Source organism: Sphaerospermopsis sp. LEGE 08334, assembly GCF_015207205.1.
Classification (GTDB): Bacteria; Cyanobacteriota; Cyanobacteriia; order Cyanobacteriales; family Nostocaceae; genus Sphaerospermopsis.
Map to the genome: position 1 here is coordinate 76,835 of NZ_JADEXH010000011.1, position 24,968 is coordinate 101,802.

The 24,968-nt window shown below is 35.9% G+C and carries 23 protein-coding genes and 1 pseudogene; 8 read left to right on the top strand and 16 right to left on the bottom strand.

Annotated elements, in window-relative coordinates:
- Positions 1–132: 132 nt before the first annotated feature.
- Both IQ237_RS08380 and dndC read right to left on the bottom strand, forming a co-directional pair.
- Complete coding sequence (locus tag IQ237_RS08380) at positions 133–1,170, bottom strand: hypothetical protein (protein ID WP_194054059.1); 1,038 nt, start codon at positions 1,168–1,170, stop codon at positions 133–135.
- 56 nt (positions 1,171–1,226) lie between these two features.
- Positions 1,227–2,849, bottom strand: a complete 1,623-nt coding sequence (gene dndC / locus IQ237_RS08385) for a DNA phosphorothioation system sulfurtransferase DndC (protein ID WP_194054061.1) — start codon at positions 2,847–2,849, stop codon at positions 1,227–1,229.
- A gap of 192 nt (positions 2,850–3,041) precedes the next feature.
- Here dndC and IQ237_RS08390 point away from each other — a divergent pair, with 192 nt between their 5' ends.
- A complete protein-coding gene (locus IQ237_RS08390) occupies positions 3,042–4,637 on the top strand; it encodes a DGQHR domain-containing protein (protein ID WP_194054063.1) in 1,596 nt (531 codons plus the stop codon).
- 337 nt (positions 4,638–4,974) lie between these two features.
- Here the strand turns inward: IQ237_RS08390 and IQ237_RS08395 are convergent, their stop codons facing one another.
- The 10 genes from IQ237_RS08395 to IQ237_RS08440 all read right to left on the bottom strand — a co-directional run bounded on the left by IQ237_RS08395 (position 4,975) and on the right by IQ237_RS08440 (position 14,533).
- The gene (locus tag IQ237_RS08395; protein ID WP_194054065.1) at positions 4,975–5,898 is read right to left on the bottom strand and encodes an HNH endonuclease; all 924 of its coding nucleotides are present in this window, start codon (positions 5,896–5,898) and stop codon (positions 4,975–4,977) included.
- Between the two features lie 41 nt (positions 5,899–5,939).
- Positions 5,940–6,413, bottom strand: a complete 474-nt coding sequence (locus IQ237_RS08400) for a DNA phosphorothioation-associated protein 4 (protein WP_194054067.1) — start codon at positions 6,411–6,413, stop codon at positions 5,940–5,942.
- A gap of 173 nt (positions 6,414–6,586) precedes the next feature.
- Positions 6,587–7,153, bottom strand: a complete 567-nt coding sequence (locus IQ237_RS08405; protein WP_194054069.1) for a Uma2 family endonuclease — start codon at positions 7,151–7,153, stop codon at positions 6,587–6,589.
- A 78-nt stretch (positions 7,154–7,231) separates the two neighbouring features.
- Complete coding sequence (locus IQ237_RS08410; RefSeq protein ID WP_194054071.1) at positions 7,232–7,870, bottom strand: Uma2 family endonuclease; 639 nt, start codon at positions 7,868–7,870, stop codon at positions 7,232–7,234.
- A 122-nt stretch (positions 7,871–7,992) separates the two neighbouring features.
- A complete protein-coding gene (locus IQ237_RS08415) occupies positions 7,993–10,059 on the bottom strand; it encodes an AAA family ATPase (RefSeq protein WP_194054073.1) in 2,067 nt (688 codons plus the stop codon).
- Entirely contained in the window at positions 10,056–10,244 is a 189-nt protein-coding gene (locus tag IQ237_RS08420; protein ID WP_096567837.1) for a hypothetical protein, read from the bottom strand. The genes IQ237_RS08415 and IQ237_RS08420 overlap by 4 nt, the downstream gene beginning before the upstream one ends.
- A 625-nt stretch (positions 10,245–10,869) precedes the next feature.
- The gene (gene plsY / locus IQ237_RS08425; protein WP_194054075.1) at positions 10,870–11,550 is read right to left on the bottom strand and encodes a glycerol-3-phosphate 1-O-acyltransferase PlsY; all 681 of its coding nucleotides are present in this window, start codon (positions 11,548–11,550) and stop codon (positions 10,870–10,872) included.
- 186 nt (positions 11,551–11,736) lie between these two features.
- Entirely contained in the window at positions 11,737–13,023 is a 1,287-nt protein-coding gene (locus IQ237_RS08430; RefSeq protein ID WP_194054077.1) for a DUF3086 domain-containing protein, read from the bottom strand.
- A gap of 208 nt (positions 13,024–13,231) precedes the next feature.
- Positions 13,232–13,618 (bottom strand): DUF3119 family protein, encoded by a 387-nt coding sequence (locus IQ237_RS08435; RefSeq protein ID WP_194054079.1) that lies wholly within the window; start codon positions 13,616–13,618, stop codon positions 13,232–13,234.
- A gap of 117 nt (positions 13,619–13,735) precedes the next feature.
- Positions 13,736–14,533: an MlaE family lipid ABC transporter permease subunit gene (locus IQ237_RS08440; protein WP_194054081.1), complete on the bottom strand. Its 798-nt coding sequence runs from the start codon at positions 14,531–14,533 to the stop codon at positions 13,736–13,738.
- A 485-nt stretch (positions 14,534–15,018) separates the two neighbouring features.
- On the opposite strand from IQ237_RS08440, the gene IQ237_RS08445 reads away from it, so the two are divergent.
- The 4 genes from IQ237_RS08445 (at position 15,019) to IQ237_RS08460 (ending at position 18,011) form a co-directional block, all read left to right on the top strand.
- Positions 15,019–15,315 carry a hypothetical protein gene (locus tag IQ237_RS08445; RefSeq protein ID WP_194054083.1) on the top strand — a complete coding sequence of 99 codons (297 nt, stop codon included), beginning with the start codon at positions 15,019–15,021 and terminating at the stop codon, positions 15,313–15,315.
- 576 nt (positions 15,316–15,891) lie between these two features.
- Positions 15,892–16,713, top strand: a complete 822-nt coding sequence (sppA, locus tag IQ237_RS08450) for a signal peptide peptidase SppA (RefSeq protein WP_194054085.1) — start codon at positions 15,892–15,894, stop codon at positions 16,711–16,713.
- A 94-nt stretch (positions 16,714–16,807) separates the two neighbouring features.
- Positions 16,808–17,221 carry a chorismate mutase gene (aroH, locus tag IQ237_RS08455; RefSeq protein WP_096567822.1) on the top strand — a complete coding sequence of 138 codons (414 nt, stop codon included), beginning with the start codon at positions 16,808–16,810 and terminating at the stop codon, positions 17,219–17,221.
- A 265-nt stretch (positions 17,222–17,486) separates the two neighbouring features.
- Positions 17,487–18,011, top strand: a complete 525-nt coding sequence (locus tag IQ237_RS08460) for a GNAT family N-acetyltransferase (protein WP_194054087.1) — start codon at positions 17,487–17,489, stop codon at positions 18,009–18,011.
- 86 nt (positions 18,012–18,097) lie between these two features.
- Here the strand turns inward: IQ237_RS08460 and IQ237_RS08465 are convergent, their stop codons facing one another.
- Both IQ237_RS08465 and IQ237_RS26805 read right to left on the bottom strand, forming a co-directional pair.
- Positions 18,098–19,588, bottom strand: a complete 1,491-nt coding sequence (locus IQ237_RS08465) for an RDD family protein (protein WP_194054088.1) — start codon at positions 19,586–19,588, stop codon at positions 18,098–18,100.
- 35 nt (positions 19,589–19,623) lie between these two features.
- Positions 19,624–19,740 (bottom strand): DUF2283 domain-containing protein, encoded by a 117-nt coding sequence (locus IQ237_RS26805; protein WP_309225742.1) that lies wholly within the window; start codon positions 19,738–19,740, stop codon positions 19,624–19,626.
- Positions 19,741–20,014: 274 nt separating this feature from the next.
- Here IQ237_RS26805 and IQ237_RS08475 point away from each other — a divergent pair, with 274 nt between their 5' ends.
- Complete coding sequence (locus IQ237_RS08475) at positions 20,015–20,464, top strand: phosphate-starvation-inducible PsiE family protein (RefSeq protein ID WP_194054089.1); 450 nt, start codon at positions 20,015–20,017, stop codon at positions 20,462–20,464.
- A 257-nt stretch (positions 20,465–20,721) separates the two neighbouring features.
- Here the strand turns inward: IQ237_RS08475 and modA are convergent, their stop codons facing one another.
- Entirely contained in the window at positions 20,722–21,327 is a 606-nt protein-coding gene (gene modA / locus IQ237_RS08480) for a molybdate ABC transporter substrate-binding protein (protein ID WP_194054152.1), read from the bottom strand.
- Positions 21,328–21,586: 259 nt separating this feature from the next.
- On the opposite strand from modA, the pseudogene IQ237_RS08485 reads away from it, so the two are divergent.
- Positions 21,587–21,961: pseudogene (locus tag IQ237_RS08485) on the top strand (phytoene/squalene synthase family protein); the annotation flags it as partial.
- Between the two features lie 190 nt (positions 21,962–22,151).
- Here IQ237_RS08485 and murG read toward each other — a convergent pair.
- Positions 22,152–23,228 (bottom strand): undecaprenyldiphospho-muramoylpentapeptide beta-N-acetylglucosaminyltransferase, encoded by a 1,077-nt coding sequence (murG, locus tag IQ237_RS08490; protein WP_194054090.1) that lies wholly within the window; start codon positions 23,226–23,228, stop codon positions 22,152–22,154.
- Positions 23,229–23,720: 492 nt separating this feature from the next.
- On the opposite strand from murG, the gene IQ237_RS08495 reads away from it, so the two are divergent.
- Positions 23,721–24,533 carry a nuclear transport factor 2 family protein gene (locus IQ237_RS08495; RefSeq protein WP_194054091.1) on the top strand — a complete coding sequence of 271 codons (813 nt, stop codon included), beginning with the start codon at positions 23,721–23,723 and terminating at the stop codon, positions 24,531–24,533.
- The last annotated feature ends 435 nt before the right edge of the window (positions 24,534–24,968 follow it).

Genomic DNA, 24,968 nt, shown 5'->3' on the forward strand with positions numbered 1-24,968 from the left:
TTGATGATTTGGAAAACTGAGGATTTTAGATTATTGGTGGATGTTTTTAGTCATCTTTAGATGATTTTTGCTATTAGACTGGGAATTAATTCCCAGTCGGGTTATCGGTTTTACGTCAAGTTGACACCAATGCTAGTTTCTAAACCTAGCTAATAAATCCTCACGAGACAACTGTAACAGTACAGGAGTAAATTCTTCTCTGGAAATATTAATTACATTATCCACAATTTTCTCCAATTCAGAGTCAATTTCTCCAAAACGTACTTGTAAAATACTTTCTACCATTGCACGTCTTTCTCTTTTTTCACCTTGTTCTAAACCTTGTTCTAAACCTTGTTCTCGACCTTGTTCTAAACCTTGTTCTAAACCTTGTTCTCGACCTTGTTTTAAACCTTGTTCTCGACCTTGTTTTAAACCTTCTTCAATACCTTCTTGTCGTTTTTGTTCTTTCAATTCTTCTAATAGTTGTTCATACATTTCTGATAATTTCATAATCAACTCCTGATCATCTTGATCAATATCTTTCTCTTTTTGTTGACGGGCTGATAAAATAGCAATTAGGTCATTTACTAATTTTATAACATTTTCTAAGAATGGATTGTTATTAGCTAGTGCTTCTAACTCTTCCACTGCTTGTCTTTGGACTTTTCCCCTACCTAATAGTCTTAAAAACAAGGTTTCTGGTGTACTGGGTAATTGATGAATGACAATGATTCCAGTTTTGAATACTTTTCCTGTAAAATAAACCCCTGGACCCCAGTTTTCTAGATCGAGAGTTGCATTACAACCTGATAAGAGTTCTTCTGATGCGGTGGGTGTTAATATCCATAAAAAAGGTAATTCCTGGTTGTTTGTTTTTGTATTATTCCTTTCTCCTTGTCTTTCGATTTCTGCATGGATATCAAATAATTTACCCATACAACTACGAATTTCACTTTCACTTACTGCATTACGGAATGGTTCAATTACTACTGAGTTTGCATAAGTTCCCATTCTCCCTAATATTCCCAAGGTTTCTATATTTTCTGGGGATGGTGATGATGGTGTAAATAATATGTCAATTTGTCTGACTTCTGAGGTAATATCTTTACTTGTCTCTACTTTACCATAGGGTGTAAATAGTTCTGTGAGATATTGTTTAGCAAATTGATCATGGATAAAACGAGTCATTGAATTTTAGATTTTAGATTTTGGATTTTGGATTTAAATTGATTGCATTATTTTCGTTATTTATCTTTCTTAAATTTCATACTTGCAAAATTTGCTGGTTTACTAGGTTGTTCTTTATCTTCTTTTTCTGCTGCTGTTTCACCAATGTTTAATTGTTTAAATGTTTCTCTAATTGTTGCCACATCTCCTTTAAGTGCAGCTTCTCTTAAATCACGCTTTAAATGGGCATTTTTAATTGCTTCTTCTTGAGAACGGGAACTAGTTTCAAAGCATTTTTCTAAACTATCAAAAATTCCTACACGACGCGTTTTTTTCTTAAATTGTCTTTCTGTATCTAACAATTTCGCCATGAGTTCTAATTGCATCGCGTCACCATCACATATTTCTTCTAATACTTCCCATTCGTCGCTACCCAATAGACTATAATCAGCACCAGGACGAGGATCTGTAAATTTTTCTCCTGTCACTTCTTGATAGATTCGGGGTAAACAATCATCAAATTCGTGTTTTTCTTCTAACCAGATGCGGCGAATTTCGCTGAGTTCTTCCATAGATATTAAGGTGATATCCCGCATATTTTCGGGGGCGTTTTTTCTCATTTCAGTTTGGGCGGTTAATAGTTTTCTTAACCAATATTCTCGCCAGTATTTTGTATATGGTCCGGGTATGGGTTCAACTGATGTTTCACCATCTTTATTATTACGTTCAAATAATTGCACTTCTCCCCATATCCGGCGAAAATCTCTTTTTTCTCTATCGTTTTCAATATCTAATTCTCTACGAAAATCAACTATTGGTTGCATCCATTCTTTTTCATGATCGTTTTGAATCATCGCGTTTAAAGATTTGTCACTGCTAACTAATGTACAAACCCAGCAACCAAAACGCGAATTTCCACAGCTAGGGGTAGAAGTATCAATAACTAAAGGACATTCATTATCTGCTGTTGATTCTCTATACATATTAAATAAATCTTTATTGCTATATCCCCAAGGATTTTCCCACTGCATTAAATATAGCCAAACTTCATCATTACGCCAATCTTCTATAGGTGTATATAACAAAGAATTAATGAGACTAGGATGAAGACAAAGCCTATCTCTGACTCTTCCTTCTTCTCTCTTTGTCATAATTAAAGCACGATTTGTACTTTCAGTTTTGCGAGTTCCTAATACAACAATTGTTTCACCACTAGCTCTAACAACATCACGAATAAAACGGTTAGAAGGATCAATTTTTAATCTTCCAGTACACCAGCGAAATGTATGACGAGGTGCGGGATATCCTTTACCAATTAAACCTGCCCAGTATGTTTGTTTGGTTTCTGGTTGTAATAAATGTGGTGTCATTGGCATTTTTTGTTCTTGGGCAGAAATTTCCATTTGTATTAATGAATTACGTACCCAAGCAGAAACATAAGGATTTTCTACACCCGTATCTGTGGTAATAACATGAATAGTTTTAGTTCTTTTTTCTGGTGGAAGTCCAGAAATAGCATTCCATATCAGTTGTAAAGTTGCTGTACTGTCTTTTCCCCCGGAATAACCCACAACCCAAGGTATCGCATCCAAACAATATAATTCCTGAATTTCTGTGGTGAGAATTTGGATATATTCCACTAATTCCGCTACAGTACGATTTTGCGGAGTTTTACTGTCTGGTGTTTGTGCGATAGTCATGACTTTTTACCCGTAAATATATAGATGCAACTTGATTTTATATGTTGAAGTAGATGCGAACAAAGCAATTATTTATACTAAGATTAGTTACATTTGTTTTTAAATTTAGTTTTTAAAAACTACAATTATAGTATCTACTATTTTGACAAAATAAGCTAGTAACCTTAACTTTTGTTTTTAAAAATTGACTTCATGAACAGCATACCAGAAAACAACCGTAATATTTCTCAACAGTATCCAGAAAGCGTAACTGAAAATCATCAGGTGTTATCTGTATTACTAGATCAGTTGCTTGGTAAAAAAGACCAAATTCTAGTACAACAAACTAAAATGGGTAATGTTGCAGCTTATGTAGGTTCTGTGACATTAGAATGGTTCGCCAATCGAGTTAAATTTGCTTCTACATTACCAATATTGCAAAATAAGTATAATCCCGAAACCGAAAATATTGAAATTGATGCTGATAGTATTGATGAAGTTCAACAACGACCTTTAGACTGGTCACGTCAAGCACCATTAGTACAATATTTAGCATCACGAAAAAACCATAAGTTCCCCCCGGTGTTGGTTGTAATTAATCAACCTTGGGTTGATAATGCAAAAGCGGATGAATGGGATAGTGAAGGATGTGCTAAAAAAGCTACTACTGATTTTATTCCTTTAGATAAAAATGGTACTGTTGGTTTTTTGAATGTAGCAGAAGAAAATGTTAGTATTTATGCTTTAGATGGTCAGCATAGATTAATGGGAGTTCAGGGTTTATTAGAATTACTGAAAACTGGTAAATTGAGAAGATATAAAAAAGATAAAACTCATAATGATAGTTATATTACTCTCTCAGAATTGATAGATGATTCTCAAATTGATGCTAATGATTTGCAAAATTTACCACAAGAAAAAATCGGAATTGAGTTTATTTGTGCGGTGAATGCTGGAGAAACTTATACAGAAGCAAAACAGCGAGTTAGGTCTATTTTTGTTCATGTAAATTTAATGGCTGCACCTTTAACAAAAGGTCAATTAACCCAGTTAAATGAAGATGATGGTTTTGCGATTGTAGCCCGAAAAATTGCGGTTACACATCCACTTTTAGCCGAGAAAGAAAACCGCAAACCGCGTATCAATTGGAATAGTGCTACAGTAGCAAAAAATTCTACTGTATTGACTACGCTGCAAGCTTTACAAGATATGTCTACTACATATTTAGGGCAAAAATTCCCCCATTGGAAACCTTTAGAAAAAGGGTTAATTCCTCAACGTCCAGATGATGAAGAATTACAAGAAGGAATTGCAGATTTTACAGAATTATTTGATTATTTAGCTAGTCTTCCCAGTTATAAAATTTTAGATCATGAAGATACACCTGTTTTGCGGCGGTTTAGTTTTGAAAAAGGTGGTGGTGAGGCTAATATTTTATTTCGTCCCGTTTCTCAAGTTGCTTTAGCGCAAGCTTTGGGAATTTTGGTTTTTAAAAAAGGTCTTAGTTTAGATTCTATTTTTAAGAAGTTAAGAAAGTTTGATCGTCAAGGTGGTTTTAGTGAAATGGAGTTTCCCCATTCTGTATGGTATGGGGTTTTATATGATCCAAATAAAAAGCGGGTTCAGGTTGCAGGAAAGGAGTTAGCGGTGAAGTTGTTAGTTTATATTTTGGGGGGAATGAAAGATCAGATGGAGGTTGCACAACTGCGTAAAGCTTTAGCTGATGCTAGAACGATGGAAGATCATTCTATTGGTTTTGATGGGAAGTTGGTTGATCAGCAAGATGTAGGTTTACCAGCAGTTTTATAGTTAAAAACAGTTATTCGTTTGTTGACATACCCGCCCGGAAATCAATTTCCGGGCTAATAGCAAAAGTACGTTAAAACGTACTATATTTTGATATATAATTAACTCAAAATACAATTAAATTTTATGGATAAAACAAAATATATAAAGGTTTAAATAGTCGGTTTTAACCGACTTTAGCTTTAAGACAGGGAATTTATTCCCTGGCTTTAATGTAATATTTACAGCAGTTTCCGAAGATATGAGGTACACATTTCGCGGGCAAGATGCCCGCACCACAAGAGTTTTATCATTAATATCTGTACCTCATAATAACGGAAACTGCTGTATAATGTAATATTTATGATTGAAAAATATTGTGACGATGCCATTGTAAAGCTTCAATATCTGGAAAGTATTTCTCTATTTTAGGTAATATTAGTTTTTCACCATGAAAATCTTTTATTGGTTTAGCATGGGGAGATATTTCTTCTAAGTTTTGACTAACGATAATTTTGTATTGTTCATCAACACCAAACCAACCTCTATCAAATGCCCAATGATGATTTTTACATAGGGCGATACCGTTATGTATTCTACTGTCGTAAAATTGAGAAAATGGTTTTATGTGTGCGCCATCTACTATATTTTGGCTGAGATTTTTATTAACCATTAAACCACAAAAAGCACATTGACAACTATATACAGAAACTACCGCTTTTCTGAAAAAGGCATTTCTAATAATTGTTTTTTGTAATCTATATTTAGGACTTTTTTCAGCAGATTCAGGTATTATTATTTCATCTTCAAAATTTTGATTAATTTGTAAAATGCTATCTATTTGGTTATCTTGATCAGGAAAAAATGCTGCTATTAGTGCATCTAGTAATTCTTTTCTATTAATATCATTTTGTAAAAACTCAAATAATTCATTATCCAAATAAGCATATTCTACAGCTTGTTTTAATCTCTTGGTTGTCTTTGGTTGCAGTCCATTAAAATCAGGTTTAAGTTCTAAATGCCAAAAACCTTCACTTTGTAAATGAAAAAAAGGATAATGTAAACCTCCTGTGTAAGAATGTGATCCTATTATCTGCCAATATTTTTCAAAGGTTTCAATTAATTCATCTGAAACTGTAATTTCATTTTTTGCAATAATATCTCTGCTAATTAAATCTATAACTGATAAAATTAAGATTGGTTTATGTAAAGCAATACCACGTTTTTTATTATTGTTTACATTGAGATTAGATAACTTTTGGCAGTATAATGATAAAGTGTTCATGTTTTTAAAAACCTGTTAATTGTAATTAATATTGTAAGTTTCTAACTTAGGAATTTTCTTAAATCAAATTCTCCATCATCTTCGTTTTTCTTGTCTTTATCAGATATTAAAAATAATGAAATTTGGTCTGTATAATCAATAGCACCTCTGAGGTGTTCTTGTAAAACTTCTAAACCACCGTTAGCGTATTCTTCAAAAATTTCATTACGCTGTTTTTCAAATTCCTCATCATTAGGGGATAAGATTTGAATATTCTGAGTTTCTGTTATTCCCAGTAATTTAATAACTGCATCATATCCCATTGACATGAAAGTTTCTATCCTAATGGGTACAGGTTCACGTTTAGAAACCTCCTCAAAAGGAACACGCTTCTTATACTTAACACCCAAAGCAGCAGCAAAAACAATCACATCAGCGAAAGTTTGAAAAGGACCATTTCCCCCATCAGAAGAAATTAAAGACTTAACCAAATCAGCCTTATCCTTAGCCACCCTAATTCTACCAGATTCCGCCATAATCTTAAAATATCAACTCCCAATATCTTACAACAAATTGCACGAAAATAAACCTTAGCCTTCCTCTCTCTGCGACTCTGCGACTCTGCGTGAGAAAAAATAAAACGCAGATAAACACAGATAATATTCGGCATCAAAAATTAACCTGCTTGATCCTTAAACTCCTCATTTTCTCACACCAAAACCACATTTTCATAAACCAAAGAAAAAGGAAAACTAAAATCAACACTTGTGAAAACTACCTCATCACCTTCAACAAAAGGATGTAATTCCCAAAAACCCCGATCATTTACACGAAAACAGTCTAAAGCAACTCTTTGAGAATCAATCAAAACATATTCCTGTAAACTAGAAAAATTGCGATATTGCTGAAACTTTTTACCCCTATCATAAGCTTCCGTACCCGGAGAAAGCACCTCAATAATTAAACAAGGAAATTGCAAAAATTTAATCGCTTGTTTATCTTGAGGATGACAACTCACCACCACATCAGGATAGAAAAAAGGTCCATTTTCAGAAACACCTACTTTTGCATCTGACATCAAAGCAGTACACTTACTTCCCCGCAAATGATTTTTCAAAGCTGAAGCTAAATTTAAAGTAATAGCAGCATGAGGAATAGTACCTCCTATCATTGCAATAACTTCACCATCCAGATATTCATGTTTAATTTCTTGTGATGCTTCCCATTGTAAAAACTCTTGGGGAGTCATATAAAATCTATCAGAAACAGCAACCATTTTTTTCTCCTTTGCTTGAGATAAATAATAATGTTGGGTTTCCTCCCGTCAACCCAACCTACAAATTACTAGAGTTATCTAAAAAATTGACAACAACCAACGGTTAATTTCTCCATCATCTTGTGTTTGACTACGTTCAACCGCTTGTTTTACAGTTGAGATTTCCAAACCTGGTAAAACCTGAGATGATGTAATTCTGCGACTTCCTCCATCAATAATTTCAAAAGCAATTATATCATTATTATTAGCATCCATTACCCAATATTCTTTTACACCCAATCTTTCATAAAGTAATCTTTTAAAACCCAAATCATCATTAACAGAAGAAGCAGCAATTTCTACTACTAAGGTGGGTGGAGATGATTCATTAATATCAATAGGAGAATTATTCAAAGCTGGAAATCTGACTGCATCACTAATATAAAAAGCTAAATCAGGTTGACATTCACTTTCACCAACTTTTCTAAAACTGGTATTAGTTAATTCCTGAATTTTAATATTTTTGAGAGTAGCAAATAAACTCACTACTTTAGAAATCACAGCATTATAACGACCATGACGAAAACCAACTGGTAACATTTCCACCCTCATATAATTTTGATAAAAATAAAATCTTCCTTCCTGAAAATCAGCACCTTCAGCAAATTCTAGAAACTCATTCCAACTAACTTTAACCCAGGTATCTGTATCAATTTTAGGCAAATTAACAATAACCATGATATCACCTCTTGTCTTTAAATCTTGATGTGAGATAGCAAACGCAGATGAACACAGATAAACGCAGATGAATTTCTCTTATTTCTCTGTGTTCTCTGTGTCTCTGTGGTTCGTTCCTCTTCCTACCTTTCCACCTCCACAATTTCAGTATACTCAAAACCATTAGGACTTTGACGAATCAGATAATATTTCTCCCCATTCACCTCCATAAAATCCTGTTCACAGTCAGGTTTAGAAGAATAATAAGTTAACACATATTCCTTACCAATTCTATCAATAATTTCCTCCTCAACTTCTACCCTCCATTGAGTTTTTGTCACTAAAACTACCAACTGATTTGCTAATTTAGGAATAGTTTGTGCAATGTGACGACGAGAGTTAGCGTCTAAACTTCCAAAAGGTGAATCCATGACAATAGGAAAAGTGCTACTATCAGGAACCATCATGATTTTTCTCTTTTCACTCCACTCCCGCACTTTATCAATAATACTTGCAATAAATGACAAACTGAGAATTTGATTTTCTCCCGTAGATGCTGCTACCAGTGCTTCTATTCCTGTGGTATTTTCAACTAATTTTAGTTCATATTTTTCGGTAATTTTGGGAATATAAGGAGTTACAGAAATTTCCGAAAATATTTCCTGTACTCGCTTTTCTAACTGCAATCTAAATTGTTTCTCCTGTCTATTTTTCACCTCTGTTAATCTTTCAATTGCGTCTTGAGTTGCAATAATTCGACGCTGTGCTAAAATCTGTCTTCCTTCATTTTGTTTTTGTTTAGCAATTTGTTTTACTAATACATCAACTTCTGTTTTAATGTGAGAAATTTCCTGTTGGTTTGCACCTTGTTCTCTGTTTAATTCATCTATTTTCGCTTCTATTCCATCTAACCTTTTTTGTAAACCGCTAATATCTTCATTGGGATCTTTTCGCAAAATTTCTTCAATATTATCTAACTCCCCTTCTATTTGGGAAAGTGAGGTTTTGATCTGACTAATTCTTGTTTGTTCTCTGTTAACATTGTCCCAAAAATTATCCGCTTGTCTATCAATGTCATCAACTTGCGCTCCCATTCTAATTGCTGTTTCTTCTACAGAGGAAGATCCGGTTTTTTTCAAAAGTGATTTAACGTGAAAATGTCCATTTCCACCTTCTTTTAATTCTGCTCCACAAATACATCTTCCTGTTTGAATTAATTCCGCAACAAATTCTTTAGAAATTCCTGATTTTAATTCTCCCCTTTGTTTTAATTCGCTGATAATTCCCCGAAAGTTTGCAGTTGTTTCACCTAATAATACGGTATATGCTTGTTTGGAAATAATCTTTTTCAGTGCTTCTTTAGTTTTTTTCAGTTCTTCATAACTACTACGTTTTTGAGTTTCTAAACTTTCCCGTCTTTCTTGTAATTCTCGCACTGCACTTAGTTCTATCAACCGACTGCTGATATCTTTTTTAAATGTCTGTTGATTTTCTAACTCTTTTTTAATTTCTGTTTGTCTTTTATTAATTCTTTCCATTTCTTGTTCTAGTTTACTTTGCTCTTTTAATAATTGTTTAGTTTCTGCATCACCAATAGTAGCAAGTTCATTATCTAAGGTTTTCTTTGCTTCTTTTAAATGTCTAATTGCTAAGTCAATGACTTTGACTCCTAAAAATGTTTCCGTTGCTTCTGCTATTTCTGCTTTTTTGTCAGAACGGACTATTTCTTCTATTCTTTCTCCATCAAAAAAGAAATATTGATGTAAACTTGCTGGTAGAATATTATTGATAATCTCTTCTGCTTGTTCAATGGGAAAATACCATTTACCGTCATCTCCTACGGTTTGAATAATTAATTTTGTTTTTGTTGCTTCCATGTTGGTAGGATTTTTATATACTCGACAGGTGCGTTTTGCTCGGTATCGGTTTCCTTCATGTTCCCAACCAACTTCTACCCAACATTCTACAGGTTGTTCATTTTCTACTTCTGCGATCGCTCTTTTATTAACTAACTGTTCTGTCGCAGCAAACGCAGCAGTAAATTTTTCATATAACACCCAGGTAAACGCATTTAATAAACTGGTTTTACCTGCTCCATTATTCCCATGAATTATTGTAGTATTTTTAATATCTCCCGTCGCAATGGTAATTTCTGGAGTCTGTCCATAAAAAGAACGAAAATTACAAAGTTTAATCGAGGTTAGTTTCATTCCTGCACCACTTCTTTCACTGCTTCTTTGATTATTCCTAAAATATCATCATTAATTGCACCTTTGCTTTTTCTCGCAAGTCTTGATTTTTCTAACCTACAAACTCTCTCAATTATCTGTTTAACTTCCGGTGGTGCAGTATTAATTGGTGCTTGTACATCTTCAATATTTGATTCTGTAGACATAACGGGTTGTAAAAATAGACTTTTCCATCTATTTTAACCACTTTTGTCAGCATCATTACAACCACTCCAGATCCCCGACTGTTTTATAGAAGTCGGGGATCTATCTTCATAACCGCAACAATAGCAAAAAATATCTTACCTTTTCTTACCTTTTCTTACCTTTGTGTCCTTTGCGGTTCAATCATATTGAATTTTATCCTTCATGTTTGCAAAATATCGAGAAAAAATTTATGATTTTGGGGCTGGAAAGGGTTGCTTTTTTTATTTATTCCTGGTAGGATTATATTTACAAGCTCTAATAATGGGATGTAGTTTGCTCTAAAAATTTCAGCAACACTCCATTATATTAGAATAATACCGCGCCCCCAGCGCCGAGTCAACCCCTCAACTATCAATTTTCGCCCCCCCATGAAAGAAAAATAAATGAATAAATCTATAGATATAGCATTTACCAAGTTAGTGAGGTACAGAGTTTTTTATCTTAGGGAATTGGTAACAGTAAATAAATGAGCGTCGCTATAGATGCGATGCCCACACAAAAAGATGGTAGTACAGTACGGCGTAAATAAACCAAGTATTAGATAGCCAAATTTCATGAAACTGGGAATTAATTATCAGGCTTTATTTACGCTGTTTGTTGAGATTCAGTTTCTACCTTCTGTCCAATTTTGGGTTCTGTACCTGTCAGCAACCTTTCAATATTACTGCGATGACGAATAATTACATATAAACCCCCAGCAATACTAAACAAAACATAAGCTAAAGGTTGCTGGAAAACCACCATCAAAATAGAAACAGCAACAGCACCAGAAATAGAACTTAAAGAAACGATTTTAGATATAGCAATAACTACACCAAAAACCCCCAAAGTAGCCAAACCAACCTGCCAATTCATGGCTAATAAAATACCCAAACTGGTAGCCACAGACTTACCACCAGTAAAACCTAAAAAGATTGATTTACTATGTCCTAAAATTGCCCCTAACCCAACCAAAGTTACTAACCAAGGTTGCCATAATTGCACATTTAAATTTGTAGGTATGACATTATAACCAGGAGCAAAATTGAATAAAGCATAAACCAGATTTATGGCTAATACTCCCTTCAAACAATCAACAAATAACACAAAAGCCCCCGGACCTTTACCCAAAGTTCTCAGGACATTGGTGGCACCAGTTGAACCAGAACCAACTTCACGAATATCAATACCTTTTAATAACTTACCTGCAAGATATCCAGTGGGAAAAGAACCCAAAAGGTAAGCTAATAAAACCACTACCCCACACAAAGTTAACCAAATAGCCATAATTTTATTAGAAGTTCAGAAGTTCAGAAGTATGGCTAACGCCACGCTTCGCTATCAGGAGTCAGGAGTTATTTATTTTGGATTTTGGATTTTGGATTGTTTTTGTTAACTCCAATCTAAAATCTAAAATCTAAAATTTTTTTCCCCAGTCACCAATCACCAATCACCAATCACCATTCCCTATAATTAAAAATCATCATCAAAATCTCGATCGCGCATCATTTTCGGATCTGGTGCAAAAGCTAACCACAAAGGAAATTGTAATAAGCCTAAACTAATTTGCTCCTCAGAATCATCAATGATAATTAACGGCATTTGATTAGATTTCACTAATCTGTCTGCTTTTTGGGCTAAAGCGTTAGGTGATTCAAATAATACCACACCTCTGTCTGGTCCAAAATCAGGACGACCAATACCTAAACAATCTTGTAAACCCCGTCGCCATTCGCCCAAACGTTCGGGACTATTAGCTAAAATCAGAGTACGTAGGCGATCGCCATATAATTTATGTAAAATCGAAATCGCCGCCGAAGCAATCAAAATATTTTGCAAACGGCTACCCATCGTCCGCAGCGCACCCCGTCCTCCTAAGGTGAAAAACCAGTTAGAGACTCTTTCAGCGTGAACAGGTTCAAAAGTGCGCCTTAACTGCCATGCAGGACCATAATAATCAGGCTGGTTGCGATATTGGTCAATTAAACGGCGAATTTGTTTTGTTGTATCTTGAAATTGTTGTTGGGCAAATTGCAAAGTCTGAGACTGTTCTTCAACAGGTTTGGCTTCTTTTTTCGCTTCTTTTACGGCTGGTTTTTCTCTTTCTCGTTCCCTCACAGCCGGCACAAGTTGCAATTGTTCCGCTGCGGCTGCCAAATCTTGTAAACTACCTGTGAGATAATCTTTAAAACCCTGTACTCGAATTGCCAAATCTTGAGAAGTACCTGCAAAAGTCGTTCGCATTTCATTTCTAATGCGTTCTTGTCTTCTTTCCAGTTGTTCTACAGAAATTTGCAATGCCTGTTTACGTTGTTCTAACAAAGAAAGGGACTCTTGCACCATTTTCGAGAGTGCTGTTTGAGTTTCGCTCACTTGTCCCTGAAGGGTTTTGTAAGTAATTTGCAGTTGAGATATTTCTGCTTTCAGTGCTGCTTCAGTTTCCTGTAACTCGGCTACTCGTTGCGCTGCTACTGCATATAGTGAGTTAATTTCTGATTTTGATTCCAGGAATTTGTTATCTATTTTTTCTACTGTTTGTGCTGTTTGTGCTGTTTCTGTTTCTTTATTCATCATTGTAGACTCTACATTAACTTCCGCTGCTGATGGTTGTGCTGGAGTTGATGTTTCTGTCTCTAATGGTGAATCATCCGATAAATTTCCTGATATTTCCGTCGGTTTTTCATCTGTGGAAATTTCATTCGGCGTTTCTTCCCACCAGTCATCTATCGGTTTTGGAGTTTGGGATTCCTCTGGGTTCATAAACAATATTGTAATTCTATAACGCGAATAAATCAAAAGCACTCCAAAAATTCAGGAGTCAGGAGTCAGGAGCCAGGAGTCAGTGGTTCGACTTCGCTCACCAACCGAAGTCAGGAGTCAGGAGTCAGAATGTCTGATAAATCAATAGATTATCAAATAGTGAGTTTGATCGTCAGCCCAAAACAACTGACAACTGACAGATGTAAAACTAAATCCTGGGACAGCGTTCTTCTAAGCAAGATTTTAAGGTCTTGGGGTCAAATAAAATCGGTAAAAAGTGAATGCTGTTGATTTCTTTAAAGTAAAACAAAATGGGAACTCTATTCCAGAAAATCCGCCAGTTTTGCCATTCTCGGTAAGGAAAACGCCGAATTAACTTTTCACCCCGGTAAAGATCAAAATCAGTAGCAGTAAATTGAAACCGCAAGGTTACAGCTTGCAACATTAAAAATAATCCTAGCAGCGCGATCGCTCCTCCAATCCAAGGTTGCAACAGCAGTAGAGGAATAGAACCCAGCACCAACACAATAGGGATATTGTAACTTGGCTTGAGTTCCACTGTAGATATGGTATTAGGCGCGGATGAAGTAGTCATAATTTTAGGGAATAGGGAATAGGGAATAGGGGAGAAAATTTTAGATTTTAGATTTTAGATTTTAGATTGGATCTGAAAAAACAATCCAAAATCCAAAATCCAAAATCCAAAATTGAATCACAGTCCAGGATTGAATCCTCCACCTGTTCCTTGAAACATTAACCATGATAGAAAAAAGTTGCTAATAAAGATAATCAGCAGGGCAGTAACAACAGCTGTTGTAGTTGATTGTCCCACACCTTTTGCTCCTCCTGTGGTGGTTAAACCCCAACTGCAACCAATGATGGCGATTAAAATGCCAAAGCAGCCTGCTTTAATCATGGCGCTAACGATGTCCCAAATATCCAAGAAGTTACGGGCTGAGTCTAAAAATACTGTATCTGAGAGGTTATAAATATTGATGGCAACTATTAGTCCCCCACCCATGCCGGTAACTAAGGATAACAAGGTTAAGATAGGCAGCATTAATAAACAAGCCAGGATACGAGGAATAACTAAATAATCAATGGGGTCTGTTTTTAACATTAACAGGGCATCTATTTGTTCTGTAACCCGCATTGTGCCAATTTCAGCGGCAAATGCAGAACCAACTCGCCCAGCTAAAATCACTGCTGTTAGCACTGGTGTCAGTTCTCTGGTTAAGGCTACTGCTAATACTCCCCCAACTAAGTTTCCTGCACCAAAGTTGATAAACTCCCGTGCTACCTGGATTGTAAATACTGCACCCACAAAAACGGCTGTCAATAAGGCAATAAACAAGGAATCTGGACCAACTGCGGCTAGTTGTTCTAAGGTATTACGGCGATGGATTTTGCCTTTCATCAGGTGAACTATCACTTGTCCACCTAAAAAAATCGCTGCTAGTAATCGCTGGGTCCATGCACCTAAACCGGATTTGGATATAGTCTGGCTCAATGTTTTCTATCTAACTCAGTGAATGCTTTAAGAATAGCGAAAGTTATTGGTTTTTTGTGAGGGAATAGGGAATAGGGAATAGGGAATAGGGAATAGGGAATAGGTAATTGGTGATATAATTTTGGATTTTGGATTGTATTTCATGAACTCCAATCTAAAATCTAAAATCTAAAATTTTCTTCCCAGTCCCCAATCCCCAAACATTAACTTAGTTTAAAGATTCTCTCAGAAAATTAAGCTGCTTCTTTTGCTTGATTTAATATATTACGACGTTATTAAACGCCAAAAGTCTTGATATATCAGGTATTTTACCCTTTGGAAGCCATCAAAATAGCCTCATCACTTGAGGGTTATATTAACTTTTCTTTTAATGAAAACTTAAGATTTTTGACAAATTAACTTTTCAGGAGCGATCGCACGTATTGTAGAAATTAACGTACTGCTTCTTGGCTATCATTCACCTTACTCTTGGAGATTGCCTAATCATGAGTCTTTTTACCAACTTTCTCCGATCTTTCTTGCTTACTACTGTTTTCAGTTTCATCGCTCCTATGTTCCTAGTGGGTGGTATATTAATCTGCTTAGGAATTTTTGGATTTGTTCCTGGTTTACAAGGGCTAACTGAAAACATTCCCACTCAGATTTTGCATTTTCTGGCTACTTTTGGTACTGGTAGTCCTATCAATGGCTTATTTGTTATCAGTCTTACTTTCGGTTTTGTAGGTGGGCTTTTTGATATCTATGCTTATTATCGGTATCAAATACTGCGTATTGATTCATAATTAAGTCATAAACATTAATAACGCATCTGTTTCATTTAATGACAATTTACGACTAAATTAACTTTCTTATCAAGAAATCTACTGCTATCCCTGACTTTAACTATATTTTTGGCATAGCTCAATTATTGCTGTGATTTTTTGGAAGTAAGTCTGTGCTGGTCATTAACTAACAGTTGATTAATGACTCTGGTTTGTGCTGTTAAAAAATATGTATATATTAACGACTGTATAATTGGTGTACCTTTACCCACTTAGATTTTGTTTTGGAAATGGTGATTTTTGACAATCACTCAACAAACCAGTACAGAATGTGGTTGAGAATTGGACATTTAAAGAAATATTGCTTTATTAAGAAATATAGCAAACAACACTATAAACCAAATCTAAAAATTTCCTTAAAATTTAAAGAGCTTCATACTTGCTAGATGGAAGTTCTTGACATAGGAGTTAGTAGGAGGTAGTTAGCAGTCAGCTTTTGAAAACTCTTGTCTTGCAAAGATCCCAGAATTTAAGATTGTCATAATTACCCTAACGACTGCTATATATTAAATTTATTAATAACTGATTAGATTACTCATGATCTGGCCGTTTAAACCCAAGTTTCGTAAACAAATTGCTCGGATTGAAATAACTGGTGCGATCGCCAGTGCTACCCGCAAACGGGTATTAGAAGCCCTCAAAACAGTAGAAGAAAAGAAATTTCCCGCTTTACTGCTGCGGATTGATAGCCCTGGAGGTACTGTAGGAGATTCCCAAGAAATATACAGCGCCCTGAAGCAATTGAGCAAAAAAACCAAAATTGTGGCTAGTTTTGGCAATATATCGGCTTCTGGAGGCGTTTATATTGGCATGGGAGCGGAACACATTATGGCTAACCCAGGCACAATTACAGGTAGTATTGGCGTGATTTTGCGGGGAAATAACTTAGAACGTCTGTTAGAAAAAGTAGGTGTTTCCTTTAAGGTGATCAAGTCTGGACCTTATAAAGATATTTTATCTTTTGACAGGGAACTGACAGAACCAGAAGAAAACATCCTGCAAGAATTGATAGATGTCAGCTATCACCAGTTTGTCAAAACAGTAGCTGAAGCTCGTTCCTTGGAGGTAGAAACAGTTAAAAATTTCGCTGATGGGCGCATTTTCACCGGAGAACAAGCCTTAGAATTAGGGGTTGTAGACCGTTTAGGAACAGAAGAAGATGCACGACGGTGGACAGCGGAATTAGTCGGACTTGATCCAGAAAAAACTCCTTGTTATACGCTAGAAGAACGTAAACCATTATTGAGTCGAGTTCTACCAGGTAGTAGTCAGTCGAAATCACAAATTGCGGCTGGCATTGATTGGCTGGAATTTGAAATGTCTACAAGTGGTTTACCCTTGTGGTTATATAGACCGTAGATTAATTGTCAATAGTCACTAGTTACCAGTCTGTGTACTGATGACTAATGACTAGTGACTAATAACTCATGACTAATTCAGGAGGACTTTGGAAGTGGAATGGCAAATGCGGGCAATTCGTGGTGCAACAACCGTTGCCGAAAATAGCGTAGAAGCAATTACAGAAGCGGTGACAGAATTAATTAATGAACTGGAACGACGGAATAAACTAGAACCAACAGAGATTTTGAGTGTTACTTTTTCTGTCACCCGTGACTTAGATGCTATTTTTCCAGCAGCGATCGCCCGCCGTCGTCCTTTATGGGATAGTGTAGCTATGTTGGATGTCCAACAAATGCACGTCGAAGGCAGTTTACAGCGTTGTATTCGCTTTTTAATTCACGCCTATTTGCCAACTTCTGCTCCCGTTCACCACATTTATTTGCGTCAAGCGGCTAAGTTGCGCCCTGACTGGGGTTTACCGCAAACTTTACAAACTTCTCAGCACCCGCTAGAAACTAAAGTTTAAAATATAGCAGAATTTAGGAGTCAGGAGTCAGAAGAATTTTAGATTGGAGGTAAGACTTCAGGAGTCAGAATAATTGTGTGTAGCAGGAATCCACAGAAGGAAGTTTTTTCATCAACAACCAATGACTCAAAAACCCTAATTCGTTCTCAATCCTGTATTCTGTATCCTGAATCCTGACGATTGGAGATGACAAAACAATCCAAAATCCAAAATCCAAAATCCAAAATTCTCTCACCTGTCACCTGTTTCCTGTAACTTTCCATATATGAATAATTTAACAATCAAAATTGAGAAATTATTAGATACTGATTTTGAAGAACTGATCAAAGTTAGTCGAGAAATTTGGTGTACTCACTATCCTGGAGTTATCAGTATTGAACAAATAGAATATATGTTAGATAAAATGTATGCTCTTGAAATAATTGAAAAAGAAATTTATCAGCTAGGAATATTTTACGATAAAGTCGTTAAAGATAATCAAATAGTTGGTTATTTATCTTATGGTGCGGAAGTCAAGGATAATATTAATAATATTAATTATTTGAAATTACATAAATGTTATTTATTACCTGCACTGCATGGGTTTGGTTATGGACAAATAATCTTATCTCATGTTTGTCAAAAAGCCAAAGAAATGAATTTGCAGAAAATCATACTCAATGTTAATAAAAGAAATGAAAAAGGAATTACAGCTTATACTCGATTTGGGTTTAAGATTATTGAGAGTAAGGTAATAGATTTTGGTGGTGGGTTTGTGATGGATGATTATATTATGGGTTATGAAATTTAAGAGATAGGAAATAAACAATAATTCAGAGGATGTTTTTATAAAATACAACTATTGGTTGCATTGTCTATCCTCATGCACCAAATCATCTATAATGGTTTTTTAATAACCAAAGTTTTAGCTATTTTATCATGTAAACCTTGCCTTTTCTCCGTAAACCCAGCCATAATGAAACCTATCAGTAGAATTAAACCAGAAAGACTTTTACTCCAAAATCTTACATTAGCTTCACCAAATGTTAAACGCTTCTGAGAGATATTCTTAACATTAAGACCGAAAATAATTTTACCCAAAGTTGCTTGCATATGAGAACTTTCAAACCAAGTAAAATATAGCCATTTGCTAATAAAACCAAAGGTAGGTATGATAAAAGCAAATAAAGGTTCTGTCGGATCATTGAAAGAGTTAATAAATAATATAGTAGCAAATATTTCTCCGAAAACTCCTCCTAATGTAGTTAGTGATGTAAATATTAAAGAATATCCAAAAGCTCCAACATAATTAATAGTATAATCTGGTAACAAAGGAAAAAGGTTAAAAAATATTTTCCACCATAGGGATATAGTAATAGTTAAAATAAAAATGTCTGTACAGTAAGCTAATAAACGCAACCAGAAACTTCCATAGTTCAAATTACTTGTTTTATGGTTACTACTGGGAACTTCATTCCCTGAATTTTCCAATTTAAAAGAACCATCAATTACACTAATACAAGTTAAGATTTCCTGTGTATCTTTCGGACGATTTCCCGGAAATGGCGACATTAAATAATCAATAAAATCTCCTAAACCTGGAGAAATACCAACAGCATAATTTCGCCAATTTAACTTTCCATTTCGTGCATCTTCATTAAATTTATCAAGAGACTTACCTGTTAACAAATAAACAAAAGTTCGCCCCAAAGCAAAAAAATCTGATTGCGGAACAGCTTTACCATTTACTTGTTCCGATGGTGTATAACCCGCAGAAATAATTCCTGTAACTTGCTGTCCTGCTACTTTTTGCATGAAAGTTTGTGTAACTTCCCGCGCTGTCCCAAAATCAATTAATACTAACTGCCCATCTGGGCGTAACATAATATTAGGTGGCTTAATATCTCGATGAAAATAATTTTGTTGATGGACTTGTTGTAAAATTTCAACTATCTGTTTCAACCATCTTACAGCAGCACGTTCACCGATGGGTTGATGGTTACGTTGAATCATGTATTCTTCTAAGTTCATTCCCTCAATTTTTTCCATCACCAAACAATGCAGGGGTTCTTTACTATCTCTAGGAGAATAAATAAAGTAACCATCTGATTCAACTTTCGGAATACCGGGATGGTTGAGTCGTTTTAAAACTTCCGCTTCTTGCTGAAATAGTTCCACTGCTTTAGGAACTGTATTAAACAGAACCTTGAGAACTTTCTTTGTACCAGAGTCTTCCACTTCATAGGTTTTACCGAAACCACCACCACCCAAAGGACGAATGACTCGATAACACCCCTCTAAAAGTAACTCAGAACCACAAGCGTGACAAAATAAGGGTTGTTTGGGGTTTTGCGGTTTGGGACAGTTAGGATTGATACAGTAACTCATGCACTGCTACAGGATAGGTTTTTGATACTTACCAATTATAAGCATATAGTAATCCTATCTGATGTGTAAACTATGATTTCAATTCCTATAATATTTCCAACTTCGTCATAGTCTAAAATGATTCCTGGTTTTTCTTCATCACTTTCTTCAATTTCTGCATTACTTAAAGATAATTCTTAAAACGTCAACTTCTGAGTCATAAGTAATTTTCATGATTCGCTCCAGTATTTCTCAATTTTGCTAGTTCTGTAAAAAGCTTCTAAGCTATCATTAATCTCTTTCGTAGCTATTTTCTGTTAGTGTCTATTGAGTTGGGCGGAAATAATTCATAAAAGTTTATTAATGCTCTCGATAAACATTGTAAATTTGGATTTTAATTTAAGATTACTTTTTACCACCCATAAAAATAAATATACTGTAGCGACTATGCCAAAACGCATACTTGTAGAAGTAAATAGTTGGTTTAAACGTGATAGAATTGTCCGTAATTTAGAACTTTTCCAAGATATTATTGTTATTTCTCTTTGCGTAGGTTTATTTTGTGTGATGCTAATTCGATTAGGAGATATGTTTATCTCCTTTTTGCATCCATTAGATTTGCGGGAAGTAACATCTGATATTTTGTTTATCTTGATACTTGTGGAATTATTTAGGCTTTTGGTTGATTATCTGCAAGAACATAGTATTTCTGTAGGTGCTGCCGTAGAAATTACTATTGTTTCAGCATTAAGAGAAATTATTTTACGTGGTGTTTTAGAAATTCCCCGTGACCAAATTTTTGGAATTTCTGTATTTTTGTTGGTACTAGCGGGAATTTTCATTGCTAGTCCTTGGATAAATAAGTTATTTGGAAACGTCAACATTAGTGAAAAATGAGTGAAGATTAAGGATTTTATTGACTTTAAAAGTGAAGATCAAGGATGTCATTTACTTTAAATAATTAGGGCGGGCAAGATGCCCACCCCACAAGATTTGATTGAGAAATACAGGAATTTAATTTCAGCAACCCCTGAGTATTCAGCCGTGAGTAATCAGCTATTATCTGGGATTTATAAGCCCCCTCAAAATCCTGAAAAATTAGCCTAAAAAGGAGTTTTAGCTGACTGCTGATAGCTGAATGCTTACAACAATAGTTAAGGCAGAATAAACCCATATTTTTTGAATACAGCTTTAGCTTTATCACTAGCTAAAAACTGAGAAAAATTCTTAGCTGTATCAACATTTTTACTGCGTTTGAGTATGGCTAAAGGATAAATAATTGGAGAATGATATTTTTCGTCAGCCGCAACTACAACTTTGACTTTATTGGAAATTCTCGCATCAGTTACATAAACTAAACCCGCATCAGTATTTCCGCTTTCTACAGATGCTAAAACTTGACGCACGTTATTAGCAATGACGGTACGACTACCAGGAACTAAAAGATTTTTCTGTTCTAAAGCATCTACTTGTTTTTTGGCCGCAGATATAAAAACATCCACTGGCGCACCTTGTTCTATTTGTCGTTGCAAAGCACCAGAAGCACCAAAGTTATAAGTAATGCTAACGTTTGGCTGACTTTGTTGGTATAGAGGTTTAATTTCTGCCAATACATCTTTCATGCTTGCAGCCGCAGATACCAGTAAGTTGGTATTAGACTGTGCTACTACAGGGGTGGAAGTGAGGCTTCGTAAGCCAATTGCTATCAGCATTGTGGTTAATGCTGTAGTAATTAATATCATTAATCGTCTTCTTTTCAGGGAGACAAGGGTTTTTACAAAATTGACATTCATAATAATTGATACTCAGTAGGGTATTGACGATTTTACCAAATGTTTACCATGTAAGTTGGTAAATATTTACATAACTGTTATCAGTTATCAGGAGTTCAATGAGTTCAATGAGTTAGAAATAGGACTTAGCAAAAACTCTCCCAAACTTCTATTCCTCTGTGTTCTTTGTGGCTGGAGTGGTTAATTCTTTTGTGACTTGTGCGTAAATCCTAGAGTTTTTTATTAGTTGTTACTCTCAGATTTATGGTCATGGTACGATGGCACAGAAACTAACCGCACTCAGGCGATCGCTTTTGGTAGAGGTTTACAAGCTGTAAATATTTTACGTAATAACGCTGAAGATTTAACCCGTGGTGTAGACTTTTTTCCCCAGGGTTGGCATCATGAGCATTTGCAAAAATACGCACGTCGTAATCTGGCTTTGGCTGATATTTATACTAACTCTCTACCGCCAGGACCTGCTTTGCAATTCTGTCAAATTCCTTTGGCATTAGCTCACGGTACACTGGAGGCGTTAGCCAATGGTAAAGAAAAACTCAGCCGTAGTGATGTTTATGCTTTAATTGAAAATTTCCTGGATGTCAATGTCATAGCTGGTTAAATTGGCAGCATCCCAATTTTGAAAAAATAACCGCCACTACACCAAAAACTCTCTGAAACCCTCTTACCTTTGTGTACTTTGTGTCCTTTGCGGTTCAATCAAAAAAATAAACTTACACATTTGGGATGCTCCCGTTAAATTTAATCAACTTTTTATCAATTGATAATTGACAATTGTCAATTGTCAATTATCAATTATTGAAAAGCATTTCCCGCACCAAAGCAGCCAACTTATCAGCACTATCGGGAGTTGCGATCGCTTTTGCTTTCTCTCCCATCTTTGTTAAATCTGCTGGAGATTGCAACAAATCTAAAACCTGCTTTTGCAAAATTTCCGCTGTCAACTCAGACTGCTGAAAACTCAACGCCGCACCAACTTCAGTAAACACCGCTGCATTAAAAGATTGATGATTTTCCGCTGCAAAAGGATAGGGAATTAAAATTGCTGGAGTACCACACACCGCCAACTCAGCTAAACTCCCCGCACCAGAACGACTAATAGCTAAATTAGCTCGTCGTAACAAAGCCGCCATATTATCGTAAAATGGTAATGATATATACTGGGAATGTTGCAGACTATCCGCCTCTGGATCTCGATCGCCTGTTAAATGTACAATATAAGCACCAACTTCAAACCAAGCCGGAGCAGACTGGCGCACCAACTGATTCACCGCTACCGCACCTTGACTACCGCCAAAAACCACAATTAAAGGCGCACCATCAGGGATAGGTAAATCTAAACTTTCTGCAATTTCCTGAGCCAAAAATTGCGATCGCACAGGAGTACCCACACAGACAGTTTTAACACCAGGCGAATACTTAGCAGCCACATCAAAACCCACAGCCACCGCACTGCACCAAGGTCCAAAAAATCGTGTCACCTTACCAGGTAAAGCATTAGATTCATGAAAAACCACAGGTAAACCCAAAGAACGAGCAGCAATCACCGCAGGACCAGCAATATAACCGCCAGTAGTAAATAATCCGTGGAAATTTCCTTGTTTAAGAATGCGTCTCACCTGTAAAATTCCACCAATGAGTTTAAACAAGATACCCACAGAGGCAAGACTTAAACCCTGTTGAAACCCTTCCACAGCGATAGTATGCAAAGGATATTGGCTAGGTACAAGCTGAGTTTCCAGTCTATTGGGGACACCAAGCCATTCAATTTCATATTCTTGTAATTTATCAGCTAATGCGATCGCCGGAAACAAATGTCCACCAGTCCCACTAGCAGCTATGAGTAATTTTAACCGTGCGTTTGGCATTGAAACCTATATTTCCTAAAACCATCGAAATATATCATAGTTATGCAATTAATTTACCCGGAGTCATCCGAATTAACAAAACTGCAAAAACCTTGATTAGCATAGTGATAGCTGTCACCACTACTGACAACCATTTAACAATGAAACCGCCTTCCTTTTAACATATCCATTACAATCAAGGTAGCGCCAAACATTCTACTTCATGCGGTTGTTGATAAATACAGCAGATTACATATCAATGAGGTACAGAATATCATTTGAAACTTAGACATAAATAGGGGATGCTGAATAAATGTAAAACCTAGATAAATCAAGGGATTGAGGACGATTAAAATTAAAATTTCGCATGGTTTTAGGTACTGTGAGCTTAAAAAAGCTTGCACTTTGTAAGTGTTTGCAGAATTTCAAAATCAAAAAAAACTCCTGACTCCTGACTCCTGACTCCTGCTGTAAATTCCTGAATTTTGTGAGTAAATCAGTAAACTATAATCAATGACTAATATTATTGCTTTATTAATGAACCACAACAAAACATTAACTGGCAGTATTTCCCTGTTGTCCTGCCTACTGACACTGAATTTAACCAGTAATGGGCAAATTGCTCAAGCTGCTCAACCGGAAAATGTACCCCCAGCACTAAAAAACCTCCTCACACAAATTGACACAGCCTCTAGTCGGGGTGATATTAAAGGCGTAATGCAATTTTACAGCCCCAAATTCACTCATGGCGATGGATTAAACCGCCAAACAATGGAACAAGCTTTAAAATCTTTCTGGCAGCGATATCCTCAACTACGATACAGTACAAGGCTACAATCTTGGAAAAAAGAAGGTAACACCATCATTGCAGAAACAGTCACCACAATCACAGGTTTACCATCTTCTAACAGTAATAATCTAGCTCTCAATGCTACCATTACATCCCGTCAGCGCATTGCAGGTACAAAAATTCTGCACCAAGAGATTTTATCCGAACGCACCCAGCTTACCTCCGGCAACAAACCACCCCAAGTAGAAATTAAATTACCACAACAGGTAAAAGTTGGTCAGAAATATAGCTTTGATGCTATTGTCCAAGAACCATTAGGTAATGATTTCCTATTGGGAAGTGCTATGGAAGAAACCATCCAACCCAGCAAATATCTCAACCCCACACCAGTAAATTTAGAGTTACTCTCTGCTGGAGGACTATTTAAAACCGGAACTGCACCATCTACCCCTGGACAACAATGGATTTCTGCGGTCATCCTGCGTAATGATGGCATGACAATGATTACTCAGCGTCTCAAAGTTGTGAAAAAATAGGATTGGTGATTGGGGAAGAGGTGATTGGTGATTGGGGAGAATAAGATACTGCTTCTTGCCTTCTGCCTTCGTTAAGACAATTTTGCCCTTCACCTTTCTCCAATAACCTCAGCCAGCAACAAGTCCAAAGTCCTATTTAGGGGTTGCTGAATAAACATGAAAAGATTACAGGTAAAGGGTTTAAGCCGTTTTCAGGTAAAAAAAGTGCCAGCTTTTACGGGGTGGAAACTTAAAAACCTTGCATTTGATTCCTACTCAAAGGAAAAATCGTTCCTATCCAACTCTTGAAACTGTCACCTGTCATCACGACAAGACTTTCTCAGCAACCCCTATTTACAGCAGTTTCGACGTAAATGAGGTACAAATTTACATCACAAAGCCTGAGACAAAAAGGATTTCCAAGCTGATAGCTGACTGCTGATAGCTGAAAGCTGC